We start from the raw sequence: 24,613 nt of genomic DNA, 5'->3' as shown, positions 1-24,613 counted from the left end.
GCCATGCCGGCCCTGGGCAGCCAAGGACAGCCCTGAGCGGTCGAGACAGCCCTGAGCGATCGAGACAGCCCTGAGCGGCCAAGACAGCCCCGTTACAAGCCCGCCGCCTGGCGGGCTCTGTCGTGTTCGGCCCCCTTGCCCAGGGCGAATTGTTCCGCCGCCATTACCACGCCATGAGAGCCAGCAGCACCAGCATCAGCGGCAGGGAGACGAGAGCAAAAAGGCCGTTCCAGCCAAACGCCACGGTATATTTGGAAATGCGCCCAAAGCGCGCCAAGGTCATGGCCGACGGCCCGAAGGGAGATAGCATCATCGCCAGCGAGAAGCCGATCACCAGCCCCGTACCGATGGTCAGTGCCGAGATGCCGCTCTCCTCGACGCGAGCAAGCACTCCAGCCAGAAAGCTCAACACGGCGATCGGCGCGATGCCCAGCGCTGCCGCTGCCGGCAGCGTCAGCATGCCGGCTACCGCCAGTGCCAGTTCATGCCGGGCCGACAGCAACGCAGGATCGACCAGATCGGTGGGCACCAGCGATGCCAGCACCGTACCCAGCGCCGCGGAGCTGGCAAAGATGCACATCTCGTTGCGCAGCAGAACGGTATTGGCGGTCATTTCCCGCCAGGCATGGCGCGGACGGCGCTCGCTGATGAGCAGGTAGGTCACGGTAATGCAGGGCACCATGAGCATTGCCGCACGCGACACGTTCAGCTCCATCAACGTTACGATAAGCCCCATGGCCGCCAGCAGCACGACAACGAGACCTCCCAAGGTCAAGCTACCCTCGGGCATTCCATCGAGACGCACTCGCTGGCTGCTGATCACGGTGAAGCGACGGCGCTCCAGCCCCCACCCGACCAGCAGGAACATGCCGGCAGCCAGCGCGGTATAAGGCAGCAGGCTTCCCCATGAGAGCGCCGGCACTTCGCGCGTCACGATAGCCATGGCCACGCTGGTCGGAGCGATGAGAGGCACCAGCGCAAAGCCGCGCAGCGTCACGCCCAGCAGGCAGCGCAACCACTCCAGACGCAGCGGATGACGAATGCCGCGCTGATCGAGCGTTTCCGCCAATCCTCCGCAGAGGACACTCATCATGCCGAAATTGAGGACCGACCCCATTGCGCAACTGGCCAGCGCATATTTGGGGTACAGCCACAAGGAGGTGCCGCCCAGCAGAACGTCATGGATGCGTCTCAGCACCTCGAAGCGTCGTACCAGGCATTGCATCTGTCCCAGGCTGCCCAGGAAGCAGGCATAAAAGGCCGCGGCCTCGGCAGCTCCCGCCAGCCGCTCGAGTGTCATCCGACCGCTGAAGGCGACCATGGCCAGGCTCAACGCAGCGACTGTCGCCAACAGTTGCGCATAACCTTCGAGCTGGCGGAAAGAGCAGGCGAAATAGGTGACGAAGCATCCGCAGGCCAGATAGCTGAACCCTTCGATACCGCCAGCGATGGCCATCAGCTCAAGCAGCACGCCGCTGGACAACCAGGTGCTACGCATCACGTCGAACGGGCAAGAAAATGAGGGATTGGCTCGTGTTACGCACGATATGCCTTGGCTGAGAGAGGAATCGAAGCGCCATGCAAAAGCGGCCCCCGACGGGAGGCCGCTTTCATGTCACGCACCCTTTGCACCACCATGTCGGTCAGCCCGACGCTGTCACACTGCGTAGACGTGCCCGTTGCTCTCGAGCAGCCGCAGCAGCGCCGGCCAGGTCAGCTTAGCCGCCTTGCCCAGATCGCCCGACTGCTGGCGAGTGGTCTCTATCGCCGCCTCCGAAGGTAAGTAAGTCGGGCCGCAGGCTTGAGCGCGGACCTGAATCTCGCAGGCCTTCATCAGGAAATACAGATAGGTGAAGGCTTCCGCCACGCTATTGCCCACCGTGAGCGTACCGTGATTGCGCAGGATCATCATTCGCTTGTCACCCAGATCGCGGATTAAGCGTTCGCGCTCGTCCAGGTTCAATGCCACGCCTTCATAGTCGTGGTAGCTGAGGTGATCGAGGCACAGCATCGCCGTCTGGCTCAACGGCAGCAGACCATCACGATGCGCCGATACGGCAGTCCCATCCGCGGCATGCAGGTGCATGACCGCGCCGGCATCCTCACGCCCCATATGCACGGCACTATGGATGGTGAAGCCCGCCGGGTTGACCCGATGCAGGCTGCCGCTCTGAACGATCTGGCCGTCACGGTCCACCTTCACCAGCGACGAGGCGGTGATCTCCTGAAACAGCAATCCGTAGGGATTGATCAGGAAGTGATGCTCGGGCCCCGGCACCCGTGCCGAGAGATGGGTGAAGACCAGATCGTCCCAGCCGAAGTGGGCGACCAGACGATAGGCGGCGGCGAGGTCCTTGCGGACCTGCCACTCCGCGTCCTGATTGGGGGTTTGTTGTGCCGGCTGCATTGTTGTTGTCTCCCGTATGAGCGAATATGCGTGCCATCAGGAGGCGCCCGCCTCCTGATGGATCAGCTGGCTGGCTGACCGCTTTGTTTCTGCTTTTCCTCGTCCTGCAACACCCGCCACATCAGCTTACCGGTGGAGGAGCGCGGCAGGGCATCGCGGAACTCGACGTAGGCCGGCACCTTGTAGGCGGCCATCTCCTCACGACACCAGTCGATGATATCCTGCTCGCTGACCTTGCCTACCTGCTCCTCACGCAGCACGATGCACGCCTTGACCGTCTCGCCACGACGCGGATCGGGCGTGGAGATGATGCAGCATTCCTGAATCGCCGGGTGGCGATACATCAGACTCTCCACTTCCGACGGCCAGACCTTGAAGCCCGAGGCGTTGATCATCCGCTTGACGCGGTCGACCATGAAGAAGTAGCCCTCTTCATCGTAATAGCCCAGATCGCCGGTGCGGAAGAAGCGCTTGCCGTCGAGTTCGATGAAGGCGCGCTCGGTCTCCTCGGGACGATTCCAGTAGCCCTGGAAGACCTGCGGTCCGTGACTGACGATTTCGCCGACCTGGTCGGGGCCCAGCTCTTCCTGGGTTGCCACGTCGATGATCCGGCAGTCGACATCGAAGACCGGAATCCCCAGACACTGCGCCTTGGGCCGCTCCACCGGATTGATATGGGTGGCGGCAATGGTCTCCGACAGCCCGTAGCCTTCGATGTAATGAAGCCCGGTGAGACGGCGCAGCTTCTCCTCGATGGCCTTGGGCATCGCCGCCCCGCCACCACCGATGCTGCTGAGACTGGACAGATCGTACTGCTCGACATCGGGGTCGGACAGGAAGTCCATGGCCATGGTGGCAATATTGACCCAGGCAGTAACCCGATAACGCTCGATGAGCTTGGCCGCGACCTGACGATCCCAGCGGGTCATGATCACCGCCGTCGCCCCGTTGTAGATCGGGCCACTCATGGCCCCCTGCATGCCGGTGACGTGGAAATACGGCAAGGTTGCCAGAATCACGGTTTCACTGGTGTTCTGGTTCCATATCGCACGGTGCAGAGCCGTTGCCATCGCCGAGCGATGCGTGTGCATGCAGCCCTTGGGCGCACCGGTGGTGCCGGAACTGTACGGGAACACGCAGTAGTCGTCGGGGCCGGCGGTATGTTCGCCGGGCGCGTGGCCGCGCTCCAGCGCCTCGCGCCAGGCGATACCTCCCTCGAAATCAGGCGCCTCGAGCGGTGCCTGAACCTCCGCCGGCAGCTTCAGGTCGGTGGGCTCGCGCACATATTCGCTGTAGGCCGTGACGATGACCTGCTTGAGCCGCTCCACGCCGACCAGAGGCGAGATCTGCCCTGCCGTCTCCTGACCGCAGATACAAATGGCGGCGCCGGTATCGCTCAGATAATGCTCGAGCTCGGCGGTATGGTTCATGGGGTTGACCGGTACCACCACGGCGTCGGCCCGCAGGATCGCATAGTAGGCAATGGTGAACTGCGGGGCGTTCTGCATGAAAAGCAACACGCGATCGCCCTTCTTTACGCCCTGGCTTTGCAGGTAGCCGGCCAGCGCCTCGACCTCGCGGAGCAGTTCCGTGTAGGTGATCACCGTGTCGTAGTAGATGATCGCCGCCTTGTCGGGATAGCGCCGGGCGGAAATCTCCAGGTTGGTGAACATGCTGGTTGCGGGCACCGTCAAATGCTTGGGCAGATGCTCAGGCCAGACAGCGTAATGACGGGTAAACATGAATAACGGTCTCCTTTAACCGGACATTGGCGTCAGTTCAGCGACGGCCTGCTCTTCGCCCAGTTCGAGCCAGCTTGGGGTATCCCGTAGCGGCGTAATGGCAATCCTGTTGTCGCGCAGCGCACTGATATCGGCCTCGGGCGCCACGATATGCTTGGAGGAGCGTTCGAACCCCAACCACCAGTAAGGCAACCCGCGGGCATCCTCACCGGCCAGCAGACGGGGCCGTTGAATGGAGCCTCGCGATTGATGGACCATGCGTAGATGCGTGATGTCGCTGGCGCGACAGGCAGGGAAGTTCACGTTCCAGCAGCAACCCGCCCCCTCGCGCTGTTGCCAGAGCCTGCGGATCATGGGATCGGCGAAGGTCTCGGCGGGCGACCAGTCGACATTGTCGCGGTCGAAGAAGGCCTGACTCAGCGCGATGGCGGGCAGGCCCAGCAGCTCGGCGGAAAGCACGGCGCCCACGGTGCCCGAATAGGGCACCGAGTCGCCGACGTTGGTGCCGCAGTTGACCCCCGAGAGCACCACGTCGGGCGGCGAATCCTGCAGCCATTCGGCCATGGCGAACATCACGCAGTCCGCCGGCGTCCCCGACACGGCATAGCGTCGCGTGTCGTGCTTGAAAACCCGCAGCGGCGAATGCAGCGAGATGCTCTGTCCGGTACCGCTCTGATCATGCTCCGGCGCCACGACCCAGACCTCGTCCGCCAGCCCGGCGGCGATGCGCTCGAGAATCGCCAGCCCGGGGGCGGCGATCCCGTCGTCGTTGGTCAGCAGTACGCGACGAAACGGTCGTCCGCTCATGACAGGACTCCCTGTTCGCCGCGCTGGGCGATCTGCCAGCCGGTTTCGGCCAGTACCCCCGCGCGCTGTCCGACCTCGAGTGCATTGGCATTGCTCGCGTTGCCTTGCAGGGCCCGGGCATAGACGCCCTGAAGGATCGCGGCCAGGCGAAACAGCGAGAACGCCACGAATACGTGCCAGTCACCGATATCCCCGCGCCCGGTCTTCTGACAGTAGCGCTCGAGCACCTCCGCCTCGGAGGGAATGCCCTGCGCCTGCAGATCGATGCCGATCAGACCGCGCATGCCCTCCATGTCGGCAGGCAGGTGATACGGCAGGCAGCAATAGGCCAGATCCGCCAGCGGATGACCCAGGGTAGACAGTTCCCAGTCGAGGATGGCCGCGACCCGGGGCTCGTCGGGGGCGAAGATCAGATTGCCCAGGCGGTAGTCGCCGTGAGCGATGGCGGTCTCATCGCGAGCCGGAACATGTTCCGGTAGCCACTTCATCAATTGCTCCATGGCCGGCATATCGCCGGTACGCGAAGCCTGGTACTGCCCGCTCCAGCGTTTGACCTGGCGCGCGACGTAGCCCTGCGGTTTGCCGTAGTCCCCCAGCCCCACTGCCTCGACATCGACCTGATGCAGATCGGCCAAGGTGTCGATGGTCGCCATGTGAATGGCGCGGCGCCCGGACTTCTCCACCTCCTGCAGTGCCGGATGAGTCAACACCCGACCGGCAATGTAGTCCATGACGTAGAACGGCGTACCGATGATGCTGTCGTCCTCGCACAGCACATGCGTCTGCGGCACCGGCAGCGAGGTATTTTCCGCCAGAGCGCGAATCACCCGGTATTCCCGCTCCACCATGTGCGCCGAGGGCAGCACCTTGCCGGGAGGCTTCTTGCGCAGGACATAACGACGCCCGGCCGTCTCCAGCAGATAGGTGGGATTGGACTGCCCGCCCTGGAACTGCCGTACGCTCAGGTCATCGTCCATTGCCGGCAGATAATCGCGCAGGTAACGGGCCAGCGCCGCTTCATCGATACGGTGCGCCGGCAGCACGTCAATCAGTTGTGGTTCGCTCATGAAGAACCTCAGCAGGCCGTTTCACCGCCATCCGCCACGATCACCTGTCCGGTGATGTAGGCACTGGCGGGCGTCGAAAGGAACACGGCCAATCCGGCGATATCCACCGGATCCCCGATGCGGCGCAGCGGCGTCTTGTCTTCCGCCTGCTTGACGCGCTTGGGATCCTCCCACAGGGCCTTGGCGAAATCGGTGCGGATCAGTCCCGGGGCAATGGCATTGACGCGGATGCCCTTGGGCCCCCACTCCACCGCCAGGTTGCGTGCCAGTGCCGCTTCCGCCGCCTTGGAGACGCCATAGGTCCCGATCACGGTATTGCCCCGCAGTGCGGCGATGCTGGAGAGCATGACCACGCTGCCCTCGCCGCGTTCGGCCATCTGCGGCAGCACCATGTTGGCGAGCCAGAAGGTGCCCTTGACGTTGGTGTCCATGATCTTGTCCCAGGCCTCGTCGGTCATCTCGCTGGTCAGGCCGTACACGGGGTTGGTGGCGGCATTGCACACCAGTACGTCGATACGCCCCCAAGTTTTCAAGGTAGTGTCGACAAGGTTCTGCAAGTCTTCCTTGCGCCCTACGTGACAGGGCACGGCGATGGCTTCGTGACCGGCCGCCTTCAGCTCATTGGCCACGGCTTCGCAGGCATCCGCCTTGCGGCTCGAGATCACCACCTTGGCGCCGCACTTGGCCATTTCCTCGGCGATCGAACGGCCGATGCCCTTGGTGGAACCGGTGATCAGCGCCACCTTGCCGGTCAGGTCGAACAATGGGTTGGTCATGGGTCGCTTCCTTTCAGCAGGTTCTTGTTCTGAAGACCCGTTCAAGACGAGATGGTCATGAACGGGTCTCGAGGTTCAGTCGTCCGGATCAGCGCTGCGGTGCGTAAGAACGCATTTCGAGCTTGGCGATGGAGTCCAGGTGCACCTCATCCGGCCCGTCGGCCAGGCGCAGGGTGCGCACCTGCGCCCAGGCCGCAGCCAGGAAGCTGTCCTGGCATACGCCCATCGCCCCGTGAGCCTGGATGGCCCGATCGAGGATCTTCAGCGCCATGCTCGGCGCCGCGACCTTGATCATGGCAATTTCCTGGCGCGCCACCTTGTTGCCCACGGTATCCATCATGTGTGCCGCCTTGAGCGTCAGCAGACGGGTCTGCTCGATCTCGATACGCGAGCGGGCGATGTCCTTGCGGATGGAGTCGAACCTGGCCAGCGGCTTGCCGAACGCCTCGCGCTCGTGCACACGCTCGCACATCGCCTGCAGGGCCCGCTCGGCCACGCCGATGGTACGCATGCAGTGGTGAATGCGCCCCGGCCCCAGGCGCCCTTGGGCAATCTCGAAGCCACGCCCTTCGCCCAGCAGCATGTTGCTGGCCGGCACACGCACGTTGTCGTAATGAATCTCGGCATGGCCGTGCGGCGCATGATCGTAGCCGAACACGGTCAGCGGGCGCACGATCTTCACCCCAGGTGTATCGAGCGGCACCAGGATCATCGACTGCTGCTTGTGTCGCTCGGCATTGGGATCGCTCTTACCCATGACGATGGCGATCTTGCAGGTCGTGGTCATGGCGCCGGAGGACCACCACTTGCGGCCGTTGACGACATACTCGTCACCTTCACGGCGGATCTCGCAGGCAATGTTGGTGGCGTCGGACGAGGCGACTTCGGGTTCGGTCATGGAGAAACAGGAGCGGATCTCACCGTCGAGCAGCGGGCGCAGCCACTGTTCCTGCTGCTCCGGCGTACCGTAGCGGGCCAGGACTTCCATGTTGCCGGTGTCCGGCGCCGAGCAGTTGAAGACTTCCGAGGCGACGTGCGAGCGGCCCATGACTTCGCAGAGATGGGCGTACTCGAAGTTGCTCAGGCCGGCGCCGAACTCGCTCTCGGGGAGGAACAGGTTCCATAAACCCTGTTCCTTCGCCTTGGCCTTCAATTCCTCGAGGATGGGCGGCGGCGCCCAGCGGTTCTCCGCCTGGGCCGTCTGCTCGTGGAAGACGTGCTCGTTGGGATAGACGTGCTGATCCATGAAGGTCATCAGTCGATCCCGGATCTGCTGCGCTTTTTCCGAAAGCTCAAACATGGCTGTTTTCCTTGTTGTCCTGCACCGCCGGAACCAGCGGCACACCTTCTGGATGTTCACTGCCGGAACGCAGGCGGAAGGTCCCTTCGCCGATGGCGAGCAACCGGCCGTCCTGGTCACGTATCTCTCCGGAGCTGTTGAAAACCCGGCTGCCCCCTGCCCGCTTGAAGCCGATGGCACGAATCACGCCACCCGAGCACTGTCCGGTAAAGGTCGTGGTCAGCGACAGGGTGATGGCCTTGCGGATACGCCCCGGATAGGGGCAGTAGACGCCTGCCTGAGCCAGGACGATATCCAGTAGCGAGGTGAGCACACCGCCATGGATGACCCCGCCCAGATTGAGATGGTGGGGGGAGACCGTCAGTTCGATGACGGCCTCCTCTTCACTCCACGATACTTGCCGGTATCCCAGCACGTTATGGAAGCCCGGCAGGTCATTGCCGCCACCGATGGGCAGGCTGCCGTTCTCTCGCTGATGCAACTGTTCCGGGTATTCCGTCATGGCAGCTCCTGGGCAAGCCGTTACGTGGCGTTAGACTTTCATGCCGGGCAGGTTGAGTGAGGCAGTATTGCCGCCGTCTACCGGCAGCACCTGGCCCGTGATGAAGCTGGCGTCATCGCTGGCCAGAAAGGCGATGGCCGCGGCGACCTCCTCGGGGCGGCCATAACGGCGCAGCTCGCAGCGCGAACCCAGCTTGTGCTCCTTGCCCTTGGCGCGGGCGGCATCGAAGATGCGCTGGGTCATGCCGGTCTCGATCAACCCGGGACATACCGCATTGACGCGAACGTTGCTTTCGCCCAGATCGCAGGCGCTGGTCATGGTGAGGTTGATGACGCCAGCCTTGGAGGCGCTGTAGGCGTTGCCGCCTGCACCGGAACGGATACCGGCCACCGAAGCAGTGTTGACGATGGCGCCCTGGCCCCGGGCCTGCATCGCGGCGCCGACATGCTTGGTGAACAGCATGGGTCCGATCAGATTGACGCCGAGTATTCTCTCCCAGTCGCCGCGATCCTGCTCGGTGATCGGCGGATAACCGCTGCCGGTGATGCCAGCGTTATTGCAGAGCACATCGATGCGGTCGAACCGCTCGAGCGAGCGTGTCACGATCTCCTGCACTGCGGCCTCGTCGGAGACGTCCATTTCATGCACCAGGACCTCGGTGCCTTCCGCCAGCAACGCCTGGGTTTCGGCCAGCCCCTGCGCAGACCAGTCGATCAAGACCAACCGTGCCCCCTCGGCTGCCAGACGCTGCGCGGTGGCACGCCCGATACCGCTGCCGGCTCCCGTCACGATGGCAACCCGACCCTCAAAACGCATGAAGAGGCTCCTTTATTCAGTGCAGGCTTTCCCTGTATTCGCTAGCTATCGAATCTGTCATGTCTGGTCGTGAAGCGTCAACATATACGGAATCTAATTTCATTAGACAAAACGCTAATGGCCAATGCCCTCATCACGGTGCCTGCCGCTGAAATCGGATATCCGGCAGAGCTGTCGGGCCAGCTGCAAGAAAAGGGAGCGACGAAATTAGCGCAGCAAAATGCGGCGAAACATCCCCATTTCGCCGCATTTGCGCCGGGAAGCGACCATTCGTCATGTGGCCGACGACCTGCCTGCCGCCTCTCAAGCCGACATGGAGCGCTCGGCCATGTGTCGGAAGAATTCCAGACTGGCGGGGTTGGCCATGGCATCCGGATTCGCTGCCTCGGCCAGCGGCATGCCCAGTAGCAGCTTTTTGACCGGCAGTTCCATTTTCTTGCCGGTCAGGGTGCGCGGAATCTCGTCGACGGCAATGACCTCGTTCGGCACGTGGCGCGCCGACAGGTTGTCGCGAATGGCGGCCTTCAGGCGTTCGATCAGATCGGCATCCAGGCCAGTGTCCGGACGCAGCACCACGAACAGCGGCATGCAGGAGGCCCGCCCCAGGTACTCCAGATCCACCACCAGGCTATCGAGCACCTCGGGGAATTCCTCTACCACGCGATAGATCTCGGCGGTGCCCATGCGGATGCCGTGGCGATTGATGGTGGTATCGGAGCGACCGTAGATGATGCCGCCACCGCGCGGGGTGATGCGGATCCAGTCGCCGTGACGCCAGCGGCCCGGGTACGTCTCGAAGTAGCTTTCCCGGTAGCGTTTATCGCCTTCGTCGTTCCAGAAGTAGAGCGGCATCGACGGCATCGGAGCGGTGACGACCAGTTCGCCCACGGCGTCCACGAGCGCATTGCCGGCATCATCCAGCGCTTGGGTCGCCACGCCGAGCGGCCGACACTGCATCTCGCCGGCGATCACCGGCTTGATCGGGCAGGCGCCGACAAAGTTGGCGGCCACGTCGGTGCCACCGCTGATGGCGGCAATCAGCACGTCACCCAACTGTGCCTGCAGCCAGTGATAACTCTCTTCCGCCAGCGGCGAGCCGGTGGAGCCGACGCTACGCAAATGACGAAGATCGGCCAGCTTAGCGGGCTCGATGCCGGCTTTCTTGCAGTTGGCGAAATAGGCCGCCCCGGCGCCGAAGAAGGTCATCTCGGTCTCCCCGGCGAAGCGCCACAGCGTGCCGAGATCGGGATAGCCGGGGTTACCGTCGTAGAGACAGATACAGGCGCCCACCAGCAGGCCGCTGATCTGGGCGTTCCACATGATCCAGCCGGTGGTGGTGAACCACATGAAGCGATCCTGGGGACCGAGATCGAGATGCAGCGCATGCCCCTTGAGCCCTTCGAGCAGAGCGCCGCCATGACCATGCACGATGGGCTTGGGCATGCCGGTGGTACCCGAGGAGTACACCACCCACAACGGGTGATCGAAGGGCACCTGCTCGAACCGCGGCGATGCCTGGCGCTCGAGCAGCGCTTCCCATGCGAGGCTTTCCGGCAGCGACGCCCCGGGGTCCAGATAGGGCAGCAGTACGACCTTTTCCAGCGTGGGCAGCGCCTGCTGCAGCTCCGCCACCACCTCGAGACGATCGTAGTCCTTGCCGCCATAGCGATAGCCGTCGGCGGCGATCAGCACCTTGGGGTCGATCTGGCGGAAACGATCCAGCACGCTGCGATGGCCCATGTCCGGCGAACAACTCGACCAGATGGCACCGAGGCTGGCGCAGGCAAAGAAGGCGACCACCGTCTCGGGCACGTTGGGCAGGTAGGCCACCACCCTGTCGCCCGGCCCGACACCCAGTTCGCGCAGCCCCTGCGTCGCCGCAGCGACCTGCTCGTGAAGCTCGCGCCAGGACAATGTCTGCAACGGTCGCAGCTCCGAGCGGGACAGGATGGCGGGACGCTCGCCATCCTCCCGCGGGAAACGGAACAGCTGCTCGGCCAGGTTCAGGCGGGCCCCTTCGAACCAGCGAGCACCGGGCATGATGCGTTGATCGAGCACGCGCTCATAGGGCGCGGAATGGCGGATATCGAAATACCGCCAGAGACTTTCCCAGAAGGCTTCCAGATGCTCCACCGACCACGCCCATAGTGCTTCGTAGTCCTCGAAGTGCAGGCCGTGGTGGCGTTCGAGCCACTGCATGTAATCGTGCAGACGGCTTTCGGCAATCCGCTCCGGGCTGGGGGTCCAGAGCACGTCGGGCTGAGGGGTCACTGCAGGCCTCCTTGAACGTCATTGTTGTCTGTCTGCGTGGCGGGGGGCTTAGGGCCTATCTGAAAAGTCGGCGAGCGCTGACCAGACAAGGCAAAACCGGTGAAAGGACGGAGTTTACATGGGGGTAAACGAGTACCTTGAGCCAGTTTTTTAACACCGCATGGACGAGCGCAGACACTTCTCATAAGGACCTAGACTTCGAGCCACTCCCGACGCACCTGGGGATCGTCCTGCAGCTGCTGGGGGGTACCGTCGAAGACGATGCGCCCTTCTCCCATCACATAGACGCGCTGGGAGATATCGAGGGCGATGCTGAGCTTCTGCTCCACCAGCAGCACGGCCATGCCGGCCTGCGCCATCTCCTTGAGGATCTCGGCGACGTCGGCGACGACCTTGGGCGCCAGCCCTTCGGTGGGCTCGTCGACCATGATGCAGCGGGGGTCTCCCATCAGGGTGCGGAACATGGTGAGCATCTGCTGCTCGCCGCCGGAGAGCACCTCGGCGGGGGTGTCCTCGCGCTCCTTGAGCCGGGGAAAGCGCGCATAGACGGTCTCCAGGCTCCACTGCTTGCCGGTCTTGCCGCGCCGTTTCATGCCCAGCTCCAGGTTCTGCCCCACCGTCAGCCCCGGGAAGATGGCCCGGTCCTCGGGCACATAGCCCATGCCGTGATGGGCAATCTGGTGAGGCGAAAGTCCGGCGAGCTGTGTGCCGTCCAGGCGAATGTCGCCCTTGGGCGGCACCAGCCCCATCACCGACTTGCACAATGTGGAGCGTCCTCCGCCATTGCGTCCGAGCAGACTGACGATTTCGCCGGCGTTGACCTCGAGATCGACACCGCGGAGCACATGGCTCTTGCCGTAATAGGCATGCAGATCGCGTACCTGAAGCATCAGTGCACCTCCGTGCCGAGATAGGCTTCCTGAACCGCAGCATTGGCGCGGATCGCTTCCGGCGTATCGGTGGCGATGATCTCGCCGTAGACCAGCACGGAAATGCGGTCGGCCAGACCGAACACCACACTCAGGTCATGCTCCACCATCACCAGGGTACACTCCGTGGTGATGGCCTGGATCAGCTTGACCACATCATCGGCCTCGGTGCGGCTCATGCCGGCGGTGGGCTCGTCGAGCAGCAGCACCTTGGCGCCGGAGGCGATGGTGGCGCCGATTTCCAGCGCGCGCTGTTCGGCATAGCTCAACAGCGATGCCGGCACGTCGCGGCGGTCCTGAAGATTGAGCTTTACCAGCAGCTCGTCGGCCCGTTCCGTCACCGCCCGCTGCGTACTCACCCGCTTCCAGAAGGCATACTTGTGGCCCATGGACCACAGCAGCGCGCAGCGCAGGTTCTCGGCAGCGGTCATGTTCTGAAACAGGTTGGTCACCTGGAAGCTGCGGCTCAGGCCCCGGCGGTTGACCTGATGGGGAGGCAGGCCGCTGATGGGCTTGCCGAACAGCGCCACCTCGCCGTCCGAGACCTTGAAGCGGCCGCTGATGAGGTGGAACAGTGTGGACTTGCCGGCCCCGTTGGGCCCGATCACCACGTGGCGCTCGTTTTCGCGGATGTCGAGATTGACGCCGCGGATGATCTCGGCACGGCCGAAATTCTTCTTCACGCCTTTCAGCGTGAGGGCCATTTGCGCACTCATGCCCCACCTCCCGCGCGCACGCTCAGCGCTCGTTGCAGCCGGGGCCGGGCGTGCCAGACATACAGCGCAAGCCCCGTTGCCAGAATCAGCAGCGATATCAGCCATGGCGCTACCTGGGTGGCATTCACCGTGACCGCGATCAAGGTCATGGGGGCGCTCGGATCCCAACTATGGAAATAGTGATAGGCCAGTTCCACTACACAGATCAGCCCCAGCAGCGCGACCAGCAGACAGGCGACAGCGTAAAGCCGCAGCCCCGTGTTGCCTTTCCACTGTCCGGCCCGCCATGCCTGCACTTGCTGGTGGGCCACACCGAACAGCCCCTGCGGGGCGAACATCACCACGGCGATGAACAGCAGTCCGAAATACAGCACCCAGGCATCGGTGATCGACGAGAGCGAGCTCTGCAGATAGATCACCAGCACCGCCCCGATGACCGGCCCGAAGAAGTAACCGATACCGCCGATGTAGGTACTCAGCAGCACCTCGCCGGAGATCGCCTGGCCGACGGCCTCGTCGGTGATGATCTCCTGAGTGATGATGAACAGCCCGCCGGCCAGCCCGGCGAAGAATGCCGACAGTGCGAACTGCAGAAAGCGCACCACATAGGGGTTATAGCCGACGAACTGGGCCCGCTCCGGGTTGTCGCGCACCGCATTGGCCATCCAGCCCAGCGGCGTCATGCGCAACAGATACATGGCCACCGCGGCGAGCAGCGTCCAGGCGACTACCAGGTAGTACACGTTGAGGCTCGGGCCGTAATCGACGCCGAACAGCGACGCCACCTCTACCCGGTTGCCGAACAGCCCCGCCTCGCCGCCGAAGAAGTCGGTGAACATCAAGGAGCTTGAATATACCAGCGCACCGATGCCCAGCGAGATCATGGCGAATACCACCCCGGCCCGGCGGGTGGAAACGGCGCCGAAGATGATGCCGAAGCCCAGCCCCGCAATGGCACCGACCAGCGGCAGCAGCTCCAGCGGAATCATCAACCCCGTATCGTTGGCCAGGCGCATGACATGCATGGCGCAGTAGCCGCCCAGGCCGAAGTATACGGCGTGACCGAAGGACAGCAGGCCGGTGTTGCCCAGCAGCATGTTGTAGGACAGCGCAAAGACGATCATCACGCCCATCTGGCTGAGCATGTCGATCGAGTACCCCGAGGAGAACAGCTGCGGCAAGATCAGGGCGACGGCGGTCGCCGCAAGCCACGGCCAGAAGGCGCGTAGCCGGCTCGAGGGGAGTCGGGCTGCGGTGGTCATGGGCTTTTCCCGTTGTATGGTCATGTTCATGCTTCACGTTTCCCCATCAGGCCGCGTGGCCGGAAGATCAGCGTCAGCACCAGCAGCAGGAACGGCAATACCGCGGCGATGCGCATCGAATCCAGATACCACAGCGTGGCGAAGAAACTGTCCCGCGGGACCTCGATCCACGAGAACAGCCTGGCCAGCGAGAAATCCACCGACAGCGCCAGTGTCTGCAGCACGCCGATGATGATCGAGGCGATCAGCGCCCCGGGGATCGAGCCCAGCCCTCCCAGCACGACGACGACGAACACGATGGGGCCCATCATGAACGCCATGCCCGGCTCGGTGACCATATGGATCCCGCCGACCACGCCGCCCAGCCCCGCCAGCGCGCAGCCGAAGGCGAACACCCACATGAAGACCTGCGGCACGTTGTGTCCGAGCGCCGAGACCATATCGGGCCGCGACAGCGACCCCTGAATGATCAGCCCGGCACGGGTCTTCTTGAGCAGCAGGAACAGGCCAAGGAACATCACCGCGGCAACGGCCAGCACGAAAACCCGGAAAGCGGGATATTCGATACCGAACAGGGTGAACAGAGAGAAGTTAAGCGACTCCGGCATGCGGTAGTCGACCGGCACGTTGCCCCAGAACAGGCTGACCAGTTCCTCGATCACGTAGGCCAGGCCGAAGGTGAACAACAGCTCGGGCACGTGGCCGTGCTTGTGCACGTGGCGCAGCCCGAAGCGCTCGACGAGCGCGCCGACCATGCCCACCAGGATCGGCGCCACGAACAGCGCCACCCAGAAGCCGGTCGCCAGGCCCACGGTGTAGGCGAAGTAGGCCCCCAGCATGTAAAAGCTGGCATGGGCGAAATTCAGCACGCCCATCATGCCGAAGATGAGCGTCAGGCCGCTGGACAGCATGAACAGCAGCATGCCGTACAACAGGCCATTGAGCAGGGAAAACACCAGCGTCTCGATCATGACCGCCGCCCTCCATCGATCCGATTCTGAAAGCGCCGCCCTCCGCATGGGTGGCCGGCGCGTGATGGAATACCGTTACGGGCGCTGCATTTCGCAGCTGGTGGGAAGCGTGGCATCCTCGGCGGGAATCCGGGCGACGGTGCGGAAACCGACGCCGGAGTTGTCCGCATCGTACTTGGCGTCAGCGTCCATGACCGAGATATATAGGGGCTGAATCAACTGGTGATCCTCGGCGCGCATGGTGACGGTCCCGGTGGGCGATTCGAACTGCATGCCTTCCAGCGCCTTGGCCACTTCGACGGCATCGGTACCGCCGGTCTCCTCGATCGCCTCCTTGAGCATGTACATCTCGTTGTAGATGCGGTGGTAATACCAGTCGATCTCCGGATAGCGCTGCTTGAACTCGTTGAACCAGGCCTCGTAATCCGACAGGTTCTCGTCGACATTGACATCGGCATGCCACTCGCTGATCTGGTGCAGCCGATCCACGCCCCGCTCACCGACAGCCGCTGGGGTACCCAGGCCACCGCCGTAATAGGTGTAGAAATTCACGTCGAGCCCCGCGCTATCGGCTTCACGCACCAACAGCGAGAGGTCGTTGCCCCAGTTGCCGGTGATGACCGAATCGGCTCCCGACTGCTTGATGCGGCTGATATACGGCGAGAAGTCACGCACCTGACCGATCGGATGCAATACCTCCCCGACGATCTCGATGTCGGGGCGCTTCTCCGCCAGCATCGCCTTGGCCGTCTTGGCCACAGCATGGCCATGGGAGTAGTCCTGGTTGATCAGGAAGACCTTCTTGATGTTCGGCTGATCGGCCATGTAGTTGGTCAATGCTTCCAGCTTGATGTCGCTGTTGGCATCGAAACGGAAATGCCAGAAGCTGCAGCGCTCGTTGGTCAGGGCGGGGTCGACCGCCGCATAGTTGAGGAACAGTACCCGGTTGTCCTGGTTGCGACGATTATTGCGATCCACTCCCTCGACCAGCGCTCCGGCCACGTTGGAGCCGTTGCCCTGGGTAATGAAGGGAATGCCCTGGTCGATGGCGCGCTGCAGCAACTGCGTGGACTCCGAGGCACTCTGCTTGTTGTCCATGGGCACGATCTCGAAATCGCGCCCGAGCACGCCACCGTCCTGATTGATCTTGTCAGCGGCGAAACGAAAGTGCTTGAGCCCGGCATCGCCCACGTTGGCGAACGGGCCCGAAAGCGGCTCGATATAGGCGATCCTGATCGGTCCCTCGTCCTGGGCACTCGCGGCAACGCAGAACGTGAGGCTCAGGGCACCAGCCAGCGTGGCGGCGCGACGGCGGATTGTCATGGGGCGTGCTCCTTCCATCATCACGACCGGAGTGGTCGTGTCTTTGTTGTATTTGTTGCGACTTTCGGAGTATCCGTGATCGGCCTTTGCCGATCATTGCGGATGACTTACATATAAATAGAGCGCTCGCTCTTTTACAATCCTCTTATCGTAATTTTTCGATACTTCGTTTCGCATTGCGATATTAGAATGTGCGGATTGCTGCCAAGGCCTTACGCCTGCGTATCGTCTGGCAAACGGTAATCGTGGAAATCCTGACGCAGCCGGGCCTTCTGCAGCTTGCCGGTAGCGCTGTGCGGCAGTTCATCGACGAACACCACGTCATTGGGCAGCCACCAGTCCGCCACGCGCCCGCGCAGGAACTCGAGGACATCCTCGCGCTCGATGTCAGCCCCCTCGGCCCGCACCACCACCAGCAACGGCCGCTCTCCCCATTTGGTGTGGTGGACGCCGATGACGGCCGCTTCCGCCACTTCGGGATGGCCCACCGCCTCGTTCTCCAGATCGATGGAACTGATCCACTCGCCTCCGGACTTGATGACGTCCTTGACCCGGTCGACGATCTCCATGTATCCCTCCGGGTCGATGGTGGCCACATCGCCGGTACGGAACCAGCCCTCCTCATCGAAGACTTTGGCGTTGGCTTCGGGATTCTCGTAGTAGCCGCTGGTGATCGCCGGGCCGCGCACCAGTAATTCGCCGAAGGCCTGGCCGTCGTGAGGCAGACGCTTGCCGTCGATATCGACGATCTTCATTTCGACACCGAACAGGCTGCGTCCCTGCTTGGCGCGGATGTCGAGTTGCTCATCGTCGGGGAGTTCGCGCATCGCTGGCGTGGGAATGGAAACGGAGCCGACGGGGCTCATCTCGGTCATCCCCCACCCCTGGATGCCTTCCACGCCATGACGCTCCGCGAATTCGCGGATCATCGCCCGCGGCGCCGCGGAACCGCCAATCTGCACACGCTTGAGTGCCGTGAAGGCAGTACCGGTCTGACGCATGTGGTTGAGCAGTCCCATCCACACGGTGGGCACGCCCCAGGCGTCCGTGACGTATTCCTGATTCATGATTTCCGCCAGGCCGGGGCCATCCAGCCGCGGTCCGGGAAAGACGATCTTGGAGCCGGTCAGCAGCGCGAAATATGGCATGCCCCAGGCGTTGACGTGAAACATCGGTACGACCGGCAGCAGCGCACTCTCCTCGTTGAAGTCGACACCGGGCAATGCCAGCACGGAGAGCGAATGCAGGACGGTGGAGCGATGCGAATAGAGCACGCCCTTGGGATTGCCCGTGGTCCCCGAGGTATAGCAGAGCGACGAGGCCTGACGTTCGTCGAACTCCGGCCAGTCGTAGTGCGTCGGTTGTTCTTCGAGCAGCGTCTCGTAGCAGTGCGCATTGGGCAGGCTGGTGTCGGGCATGTGCTCGCGATCGGTCATGATCACGTAGCCCTTCACTCCCTGGAAATGCTCATGGACCTTCTCGATCAGCGGCACGAAGGTGAGATCGACGAAGAGATAGCGATCCTGGGCATGGTTGACGATATAGGCCAGCTGCTCCGGATGCAGCCGGGGATTCAGGGTATGACAGATGGCGCCGATGCCCGACACGCCATAGTACAGCTCGAGATGGCGATAGGTGTTCCAGGCGATCGTCCCGACCCGTTCATCCGGTCTGACCCCCAGGGCATCGAGGGCATGCGCCAGTTGACTGGTGCGCTGCAGAAGCTCGCGAAAGCGATAGCGGTGAATGTCCCCTTCGGTACGCCGAGAGACGATCTCCTGGTGCGGGTAGTTCAGGGCGGCATACTCGACGATCTGCGAGATGAGTAGCGGTCGATCCATCATGAGTCCATGCATGGGCAGGCTCCATTGTTGTTGTCAGAAAGGCTCGCTCAGTTGAAAAGGCTCGCTCGGTGTGTCTTACCCTTTCACACGCCGTTGCACGGCAAAGTCTTCCAGGCCCGCCTTGTAGTCGGCAAAGACCCGTTGCAGAGAGGCACGCTCGCGCATCAGCCCCAGATAGGGTTTCACCTCGGCAACGGCAGCCAGGGCGTCTTCGCCCAGCACTCGTCGGCTTGCGTCGCTGATCAATGGCAGATGAATGGCCGCCACCAGATCGACCATCCCGAACCGGCTGCCGGCAATATAGGGCTCGAAACGGGCCAGACGCTGCAGTGCCGCCACGCCTTTTCGCAGATCGGCGGCGACCTCCCGGCGGGTCTGGTCGCTGACCGAGCCGCCGAAGAAGGCTTCCGGATAGAGCCGGCGTGCGGGCAGCTCCAGGTACAGCTCCAGCACGCGCATCAGTTCCCGATGCTTGGCGCGGGCAAAGGCGTCCTGAGGGTACAAAGGTATCTGCGGATACGCCTCCTCCAGAAAGTCGAGCATGACCTGGGTCTCGGACAGGACTCCCCCCTCCACTTCCAGGCTGGGGACCTTTCCCATCGGGCTGCGGACGAGATAGTCGGGATCGGCTGAGGGATAAACCAGTACCTCCTCGAATTCCAAGGCCTTTTCCAGCATCGCAGCCTTGACGATATTGTAGTAGTTGCTGATCGAGAATCCGTAGAGCTTCAACATGGCGCTTCTCCTGAATATTTCATGACATGGCGTGGCGTCGTCGCCGGCACTCATTGCCCCGGCCGGTTGATAACGGCCATGGTCAGACGCGACATGCAGATCAGCTTCTCGTTGTCATCCTCGATGCGGATTTCCCACAACTGCGTCGAGCCGCCGATGTGCAACGGTCGTGCCGTGCCATGCACCCAACCACTGCTCATGGGGCGGACATGGTTGGCGTTGATCTCCAGCCCCACGCAGGCCTTGTCCGCCGACTTCAGGCACAGATTCGCGGCGACGCTGCCCAGTGTCTCGGCAAGCACGACCGAGGCGCCGCCATGCAGAATGCCGGCCGGCTGCACGGTGCGCCGGTCCACCGGCATGCGCGCGCGCAGATAATTCTCCCCGATCTCGGTGAACTCGATACCGATGTGCTCGATCAGGGTGTCACGTGCCCGCGCTTGCAACTCTTCAACGCTAGGGGCTTGGTTCCATATGGCCATGCAGCGGATCTCTTCTTGTTTTCCAGGAAAAACAGGTTTCAAGCAGCATAGGAAGGGTTAACGGAGCTTCCCACTAGGCTTTGGTGGACTAGGCTCTGGTGGGAGCCTTCATGAGTTTTTCCTGCAGCATCTCGCGGATATGCGGCGCGGCTTCGTACGGATCGCCGGGATTGCGCTGATGGACGATCGCGTCCATGCGCTTCTCGACGTTGCCCAGTGCCTCGGGATGGGAGTAGATATAGAAGCGCTCTTCACGGATGGCGTCGAAAGTCCATTCGGCCACGTCCTTCGCCGACACCTTGCCCGAGGTGACCGCCTTGTCCGACATGGCGCGCGCTACCTGCTGGCTCACGGTCGGCTCGGTAGTGTTCTGCAGTTCGTCGGGACGGTGGCGGGCCGACTGATGAATCGAGGTGGGCACGAAGTAGGGACACAGCACGGACGTGCCGATCGGTGCCTCGACCAGCTTGAGATCCTGATAGAGCGTCTCGCTAAGCGCCACCACAGCATGCTTGGAGACGTTGTAGACGCCCATGGTCGGTGCCGTCAGCAAGCCCGCCATGGATGCAGTGTTGACGATGTGGCCCTGATAGTCGGGATCCTGCTTGGCACACTCCAGCATCAGGGAGGTAAAGATCCGCACGCCGTGGATCACTCCCCACAGGTTCACGCCCAGCACCCATTCCCAATCCGCCTCGGTGTTCTCCCAGATCAGCCCGCCGGAGCCCACACCGGCATTGTTGAAGACCAGGTGCACCGCACCGAACTCGGCCATGGCGGCATCCGCCAGCGCCTGGACGTCCTCGGCCTTGCGCACGTCGCAGCGCATCGCCAGTACCGCGACGCCCTGCCCGGCCAGCTCGGCCTTGAGTTCCTCCAGCGCCTGTTGCTGAACGTCGGCCAGCACCAGCTTCATGCCGAGCCGGGCGCCGATATAGGCGAACTCGCGCCCGAAGCCGCTGGCACCGCCGGTAATGACGGCCACCTTGTTCTCGAAGTGTTGCATTGATTGCCTCCTGATAAAAAGCAGGGCCGCGACACTACGGTGGCGGCACGCTGCCGTTCATATCTTCTCTCTTCGCGTGACGGGCATCTGAGGAGAGGACTCATTCAAGGGTGAGACGTGTCGCGGATGCACCCCGTTGATCAGATAGATCAGCACGACCAGCCCAAGCCCCACCAGGTCGCTGTACGGCTCGGGATAGATCAGTAGCGCCGTGGCGACCAGCAGCAGGGTCCTGAGCTGCCATCGAATGATGCCGACCCGATAGAGATAGCCCTCCTGCGCCGAGGCCAGCAGCCACATGGCGGCAATCGCCGTGCACCCCGACAGCAGGATATGCATGAGATCCCCCTGAAGGATCAGCGCGGGATTGAGCACGAACAGGAACGGCAGAACGAACAGCACGCTGCCCAGACGTATGGCGTTGACACTGGTCTTGCCCGCTCCGGCCCCGGCGATGCCCGCCGCGGTGATCGAGGCCAGCGCCACCGGAGGCGTGATGTAGGACATCATGCCCCAGTAGAGAATGAACAGGTGGCTGGCCAACGGGTTCAGGCCGGCGGATACCAAGGCCGGCGCCAGCAGAATCGACAGAAAGATATAGCAGGCACTGACGGTCATGCCCATGCCCAGGATGAAGCTGGTCACGGCGCCGGCCGCCAGCATCAGCGGGATGCTATCCCCGGCATACAGCAGCAGCTCCCGCGAGAAGGCCCCCGCCACACCGGTATAAGACAGCCCGCCCACCACCAGGCCAATGCCGGCGAGAATGGCGACCAGGTTAGCCACGCTGGTGGTCAATTCCTTCACCAGCGCCAGCAGACGCGTCAGATTGAGGCGCTGCTGGCGCTTGAACAGCGAGATGATCAGCAGCACGGCGGAGGCGTAGTATGGCGCGTAGGCTTCCAGGCGCATGACGATCAGCATGTAGATCAACATGGCCAGACCCAGCAGATAGGGCCATCCCTCCTTGAGAGTCTGTTTCAGCGAGGGGATTTCATCTTCGCGCAAACCCTTCAGCCCATTGCGGGCGGCATAGTTGTCGACCTGAAAGAGCAGCGCCAGGTAAAACAGCACCGCCGGGAACACGGCGGCGATCATCACGTCTGCATAAGGCACGCCCAGAAACGAGGCCATGATGAAGGCCACCGCCCCCATCACCGGCGGCATCAGCGTTCCCCCGGTAGAAGCGCAGGCCTCGATGGCGCCGGCGTAGTGGGCCGGGTATCCCGTGCGTTTCATGGTGGGAATGGTGATGGAGCCGGTGGTGATGATGTTCGAGATCACGCTGCCGGACAGGCTGCCCATGATGCAGCTCGACAGCACGGAGACCTTGGCCGGCCCACCCCGCGCTCGCCCCAGCAGCGCCGTGGCGAAGCGCATGAAGAACTCGCCGCCGCCGGTGACCGTGAGGGTCACGCCGAAGACCACGAAGCCGATTACCAACTGCGCCACCACCTGCATGGGGATGCCGATGATGCTCTCCGCGCCCATCACGTGGGCGCGTATCGTGCCGCCCAGGTCATAGGGCGTGCCCCACAGGAAGCCTGGCATGGATTCGGCATACAAGGGATAGCTGCCGAATACCAGAGCGATGAACATCAGCACCCAGCCGCCGCAACGCCGTACCCCTTCCAGCACCAGCGCCAGTAACAGCGCCGAGATCCATGTGGCCTCGGCCGGTGCACTGAAATCCCAGCCCTGGGTAATGATGGTCATGCCATGCAGGCCCAAATAGAGGGTCGAACCAAGCGCTGCCAACGCCAGCAGCCAGTCGTACCAGGGCACGCGATACGCGTCACGGCTGCGCGCCGGATAACACAGAAAAGCAGCGGCTAGAAACACACCGATCAGGTAATAAAGATAGGAACTGCCCAGCGGCTTGAAGCCCAGCAGCCAGAGACTGAATGTCTGGTTGATAGCCATCAGCAAACCAATGCCCCCCAACCCGATGGCGGCCCAATAGACCACCCCATGCAGCCGCCCTTGCGGCTCGCTGTCGGTCGCCTGAACAGAAGACTGCGTATTGGAAGGCTGAGAACCCGGCATAAGCATCGCTCCATCGATTGCCGTGCTGATATCGGAGCGTCCCGCTTGTCGCTCCACCCGGTAGCCGCCCGATGGCGCCAGCGCCACCGGGCAGACAGAAAGGTCGGATTCCGGTTACAGGGAGTCCAGCGCCTGGGTTCTCTGTCGCTCCCATATCGTGGCGAATTCCTCGTCGCTCTTGCCCTCGCCTTCTGCGATTGCCTGCGACCAGGCTGTCTTCAATGCCTCGAGACGCTTGAGCCGCGCATCGTTCCAGGCCTGCATCTCGTCGGTCCAGATGCCCTTCTCCTTGAGGTAGCGAATCGCCCCCTCGTGAAACGGCAGCTCGATGGGCGGGGTTCCGGCCTTGTCCAGCGACCAGCTGGAAATCCGGTCGGTGGCGTCCTTGTACAGGTCGTAGGTCTCATCCAGCGCCTTGGTCAGGGCGTAGACCTCCTCGGCACTGGTGTCCGCCCTGGTCCCGAGTACCGGGTAGCGGTAGGCCGCCAGTTCCACCGGGGTGTCCTGGGAAATGCCTGCGCCCACCGTCTCCTCGTTGGGCTCATAGATCGGTGCCATCTGAGTCAGACGCTGCCAGCCCTGCTCGTCGTCTGATGGAATCGGCACCCAGTGAATGCCGCGTGGCGACTGCTCGAGTTCATATAGCTGGCTGGGCGTGGTGGTCGTGCAGGCTGCGTCGGCCTTGCCCTCCGCCAAGGAGCCTATCGCCGCCTTGTAGGAAGGAAACATGATTGCCTCGACGTCGTCGCGATCCAGCCCGGCGAAGGCCAGGAAGGCGTCGCAGGAGAAATTGATCCAGGGGTTGCCGGCGATGTAAGCCACGCGTTTGCCCTTGACGTCTTCGAGCTTCTCGATACCGGCATCGGCGGCGGTAGGCATGCCGAAGGAGGCCGGTCGCCCCGCGATGGCGCGCAGATCCTGCGGCCCCCAGCGGCGCTCGGCGAAATCATAGGTACCCTCGACGGCAAAGAACGATGCCCCGCCCAGAAAACCATAATTGGCGCGCCCCTGAACGAGCGGCTGGATGCGTCCGATGGCCGAACTGGAAGGCTGAATGCGCACCCGAGTGCCGTACTCCCGTCCAAATGCATCGGCGATTGCCGAGGCTTCGGCGTAACCGGCCGACCCGACATCGTAGGATGTCCAGATCATGGTATCGGGCAGTTCCTGGGCATGCGCATGCGCGCCGAGGGCCAGCATGGCGGTGGCGGTGATCGCCGTGAGGTGAGAGCGGAAATCGAGGGTCTGTCGAGTCATGAGGCGTCTCCGTTGTTATTGTGATGTTCCTGGTGCGACGACTTTGACAGCACCATCGACGGAACTGATTATTTTCTTATGTGGAATAACATTTTGTTCGCCCAGTTTAAGCACTTCCGGACATCGCTCTGCCATTAGCGCTTTGTATAATAAATTCATTTAGCGTTATGCATCACACTGGCCAGGGTGGAGCATGCCGTGAGGCGTGCCAGGGACATGTCATTTTCGTTACGTCACGCCCTTGATCACGACCATTATCGCATAGCGAAATGTTGTTTCGATCGATTTAAATCTCGAAAAGCTTCGGTTATGCTCCGGAGCATGCTTTTTGCTCGCCCGGCGGGCCGACGATCA

The 24,613-nt window shown here is 62.7% G+C and carries 21 protein-coding genes; all 21 read right to left on the bottom strand.

Going from position 1 to position 24,613, the window contains the following annotated elements; genetic code table 11:
• Positions 1-163: 163 nt before the first annotated feature.
• Entirely contained in the window at positions 164-1,498 is a 1,335-nt protein-coding gene (locus ACYQ12_RS09155; protein WP_459870521.1) for a hypothetical protein, read from the bottom strand.
• Between the two features lie 159 nt (positions 1,499-1,657).
• Positions 1,658-2,407, bottom strand: coding sequence for a class II aldolase/adducin family protein (locus ACYQ12_RS09150; RefSeq protein WP_459870518.1), 750 nt, complete (start codon positions 2,405-2,407; stop codon positions 1,658-1,660).
• A gap of 62 nt (positions 2,408-2,469) precedes the next feature.
• Positions 2,470-4,149 (bottom strand): long-chain fatty acid--CoA ligase, encoded by a 1,680-nt coding sequence (locus ACYQ12_RS09145; protein WP_459870516.1) that lies wholly within the window; start codon positions 4,147-4,149, stop codon positions 2,470-2,472.
• A gap of 15 nt (positions 4,150-4,164) precedes the next feature.
• A complete protein-coding gene (surE, locus tag ACYQ12_RS09140) occupies positions 4,165-4,956 on the bottom strand; it encodes a 5'/3'-nucleotidase SurE (RefSeq protein ID WP_459870514.1) in 792 nt (263 codons plus the stop codon).
• The gene (locus tag ACYQ12_RS09135) at positions 4,953-6,023 is read right to left on the bottom strand and encodes a phosphotransferase (RefSeq protein WP_459870511.1); all 1,071 of its coding nucleotides are present in this window, start codon (positions 6,021-6,023) and stop codon (positions 4,953-4,955) included. The genes surE and ACYQ12_RS09135 overlap by 4 nt, the downstream gene beginning before the upstream one ends.
• An 8-nt stretch (positions 6,024-6,031) precedes the next feature.
• Positions 6,032-6,799: an SDR family NAD(P)-dependent oxidoreductase gene (locus ACYQ12_RS09130; protein WP_459870508.1), complete on the bottom strand. Its 768-nt coding sequence runs from the start codon at positions 6,797-6,799 to the stop codon at positions 6,032-6,034.
• An 88-nt stretch (positions 6,800-6,887) separates the two neighbouring features.
• Positions 6,888-8,099 carry an acyl-CoA dehydrogenase family protein gene (locus ACYQ12_RS09125; protein ID WP_459870505.1) on the bottom strand — a complete coding sequence of 404 codons (1,212 nt, stop codon included), beginning with the start codon at positions 8,097-8,099 and terminating at the stop codon, positions 6,888-6,890.
• Complete coding sequence (locus ACYQ12_RS09120) at positions 8,092-8,601, bottom strand: PaaI family thioesterase (protein ID WP_459870502.1); 510 nt, start codon at positions 8,599-8,601, stop codon at positions 8,092-8,094. Before ACYQ12_RS09120 ends, ACYQ12_RS09125 begins: the two co-directional genes overlap by 8 nt.
• A gap of 30 nt (positions 8,602-8,631) precedes the next feature.
• A complete protein-coding gene (locus tag ACYQ12_RS09115; protein ID WP_459870499.1) occupies positions 8,632-9,417 on the bottom strand; it encodes an SDR family NAD(P)-dependent oxidoreductase in 786 nt (261 codons plus the stop codon).
• 303 nt (positions 9,418-9,720) lie between these two features.
• On the bottom strand, positions 9,721-11,688 hold the full coding sequence (locus ACYQ12_RS09110; protein ID WP_459870496.1) for an acetoacetate--CoA ligase: 1,968 nt from the start codon (positions 11,686-11,688) through the stop codon (positions 9,721-9,723).
• 191 nt (positions 11,689-11,879) lie between these two features.
• Complete coding sequence (locus ACYQ12_RS09105) at positions 11,880-12,578, bottom strand: ABC transporter ATP-binding protein (protein ID WP_459870493.1); 699 nt, start codon at positions 12,576-12,578, stop codon at positions 11,880-11,882.
• Positions 12,578-13,333, bottom strand: a complete 756-nt coding sequence (locus ACYQ12_RS09100; protein WP_459870490.1) for an ABC transporter ATP-binding protein — start codon at positions 13,331-13,333, stop codon at positions 12,578-12,580. Before ACYQ12_RS09100 ends, ACYQ12_RS09105 begins: the two co-directional genes overlap by 1 nt.
• On the bottom strand, positions 13,330-14,625 hold the full coding sequence (locus ACYQ12_RS09095) for a branched-chain amino acid ABC transporter permease (RefSeq protein WP_459870487.1): 1,296 nt from the start codon (positions 14,623-14,625) through the stop codon (positions 13,330-13,332). The genes ACYQ12_RS09100 and ACYQ12_RS09095 overlap by 4 nt, the downstream gene beginning before the upstream one ends.
• A complete protein-coding gene (locus ACYQ12_RS09090; protein ID WP_459870484.1) occupies positions 14,622-15,566 on the bottom strand; it encodes a branched-chain amino acid ABC transporter permease in 945 nt (314 codons plus the stop codon). Before ACYQ12_RS09090 ends, ACYQ12_RS09095 begins: the two co-directional genes overlap by 4 nt.
• A gap of 75 nt (positions 15,567-15,641) precedes the next feature.
• Positions 15,642-16,889 (bottom strand): branched-chain amino acid ABC transporter substrate-binding protein, encoded by a 1,248-nt coding sequence (locus tag ACYQ12_RS09085; RefSeq protein WP_459870481.1) that lies wholly within the window; start codon positions 16,887-16,889, stop codon positions 15,642-15,644.
• Between the two features lie 212 nt (positions 16,890-17,101).
• Complete coding sequence (locus ACYQ12_RS09080; RefSeq protein ID WP_459870478.1) at positions 17,102-18,745, bottom strand: long-chain-fatty-acid--CoA ligase; 1,644 nt, start codon at positions 18,743-18,745, stop codon at positions 17,102-17,104.
• Positions 18,746-18,808: 63 nt separating this feature from the next.
• Positions 18,809-19,468 (bottom strand): glutathione S-transferase family protein, encoded by a 660-nt coding sequence (locus ACYQ12_RS09075; RefSeq protein WP_459870476.1) that lies wholly within the window; start codon positions 19,466-19,468, stop codon positions 18,809-18,811.
• 50 nt (positions 19,469-19,518) lie between these two features.
• Positions 19,519-19,950: a hotdog fold thioesterase gene (locus ACYQ12_RS09070; protein WP_459870474.1), complete on the bottom strand. Its 432-nt coding sequence runs from the start codon at positions 19,948-19,950 to the stop codon at positions 19,519-19,521.
• Positions 19,951-20,038: 88 nt separating this feature from the next.
• A complete protein-coding gene (locus tag ACYQ12_RS09065; RefSeq protein WP_459870472.1) occupies positions 20,039-20,956 on the bottom strand; it encodes an SDR family oxidoreductase in 918 nt (305 codons plus the stop codon).
• 57 nt (positions 20,957-21,013) lie between these two features.
• Positions 21,014-23,002 (bottom strand): TRAP transporter permease, encoded by a 1,989-nt coding sequence (locus tag ACYQ12_RS09060; RefSeq protein WP_459870469.1) that lies wholly within the window; start codon positions 23,000-23,002, stop codon positions 21,014-21,016.
• Between the two features lie 114 nt (positions 23,003-23,116).
• Positions 23,117-24,259, bottom strand: coding sequence for a TAXI family TRAP transporter solute-binding subunit (locus ACYQ12_RS09055; RefSeq protein ID WP_459870467.1), 1,143 nt, complete (start codon positions 24,257-24,259; stop codon positions 23,117-23,119).
• Positions 24,260-24,613: the final 354 nt, after the last annotated feature.

This window comes from Halomonas shantousis (genome assembly GCF_054654615.1).
This window is presented reverse-complemented; position numbering and strand designations above follow the sequence as displayed.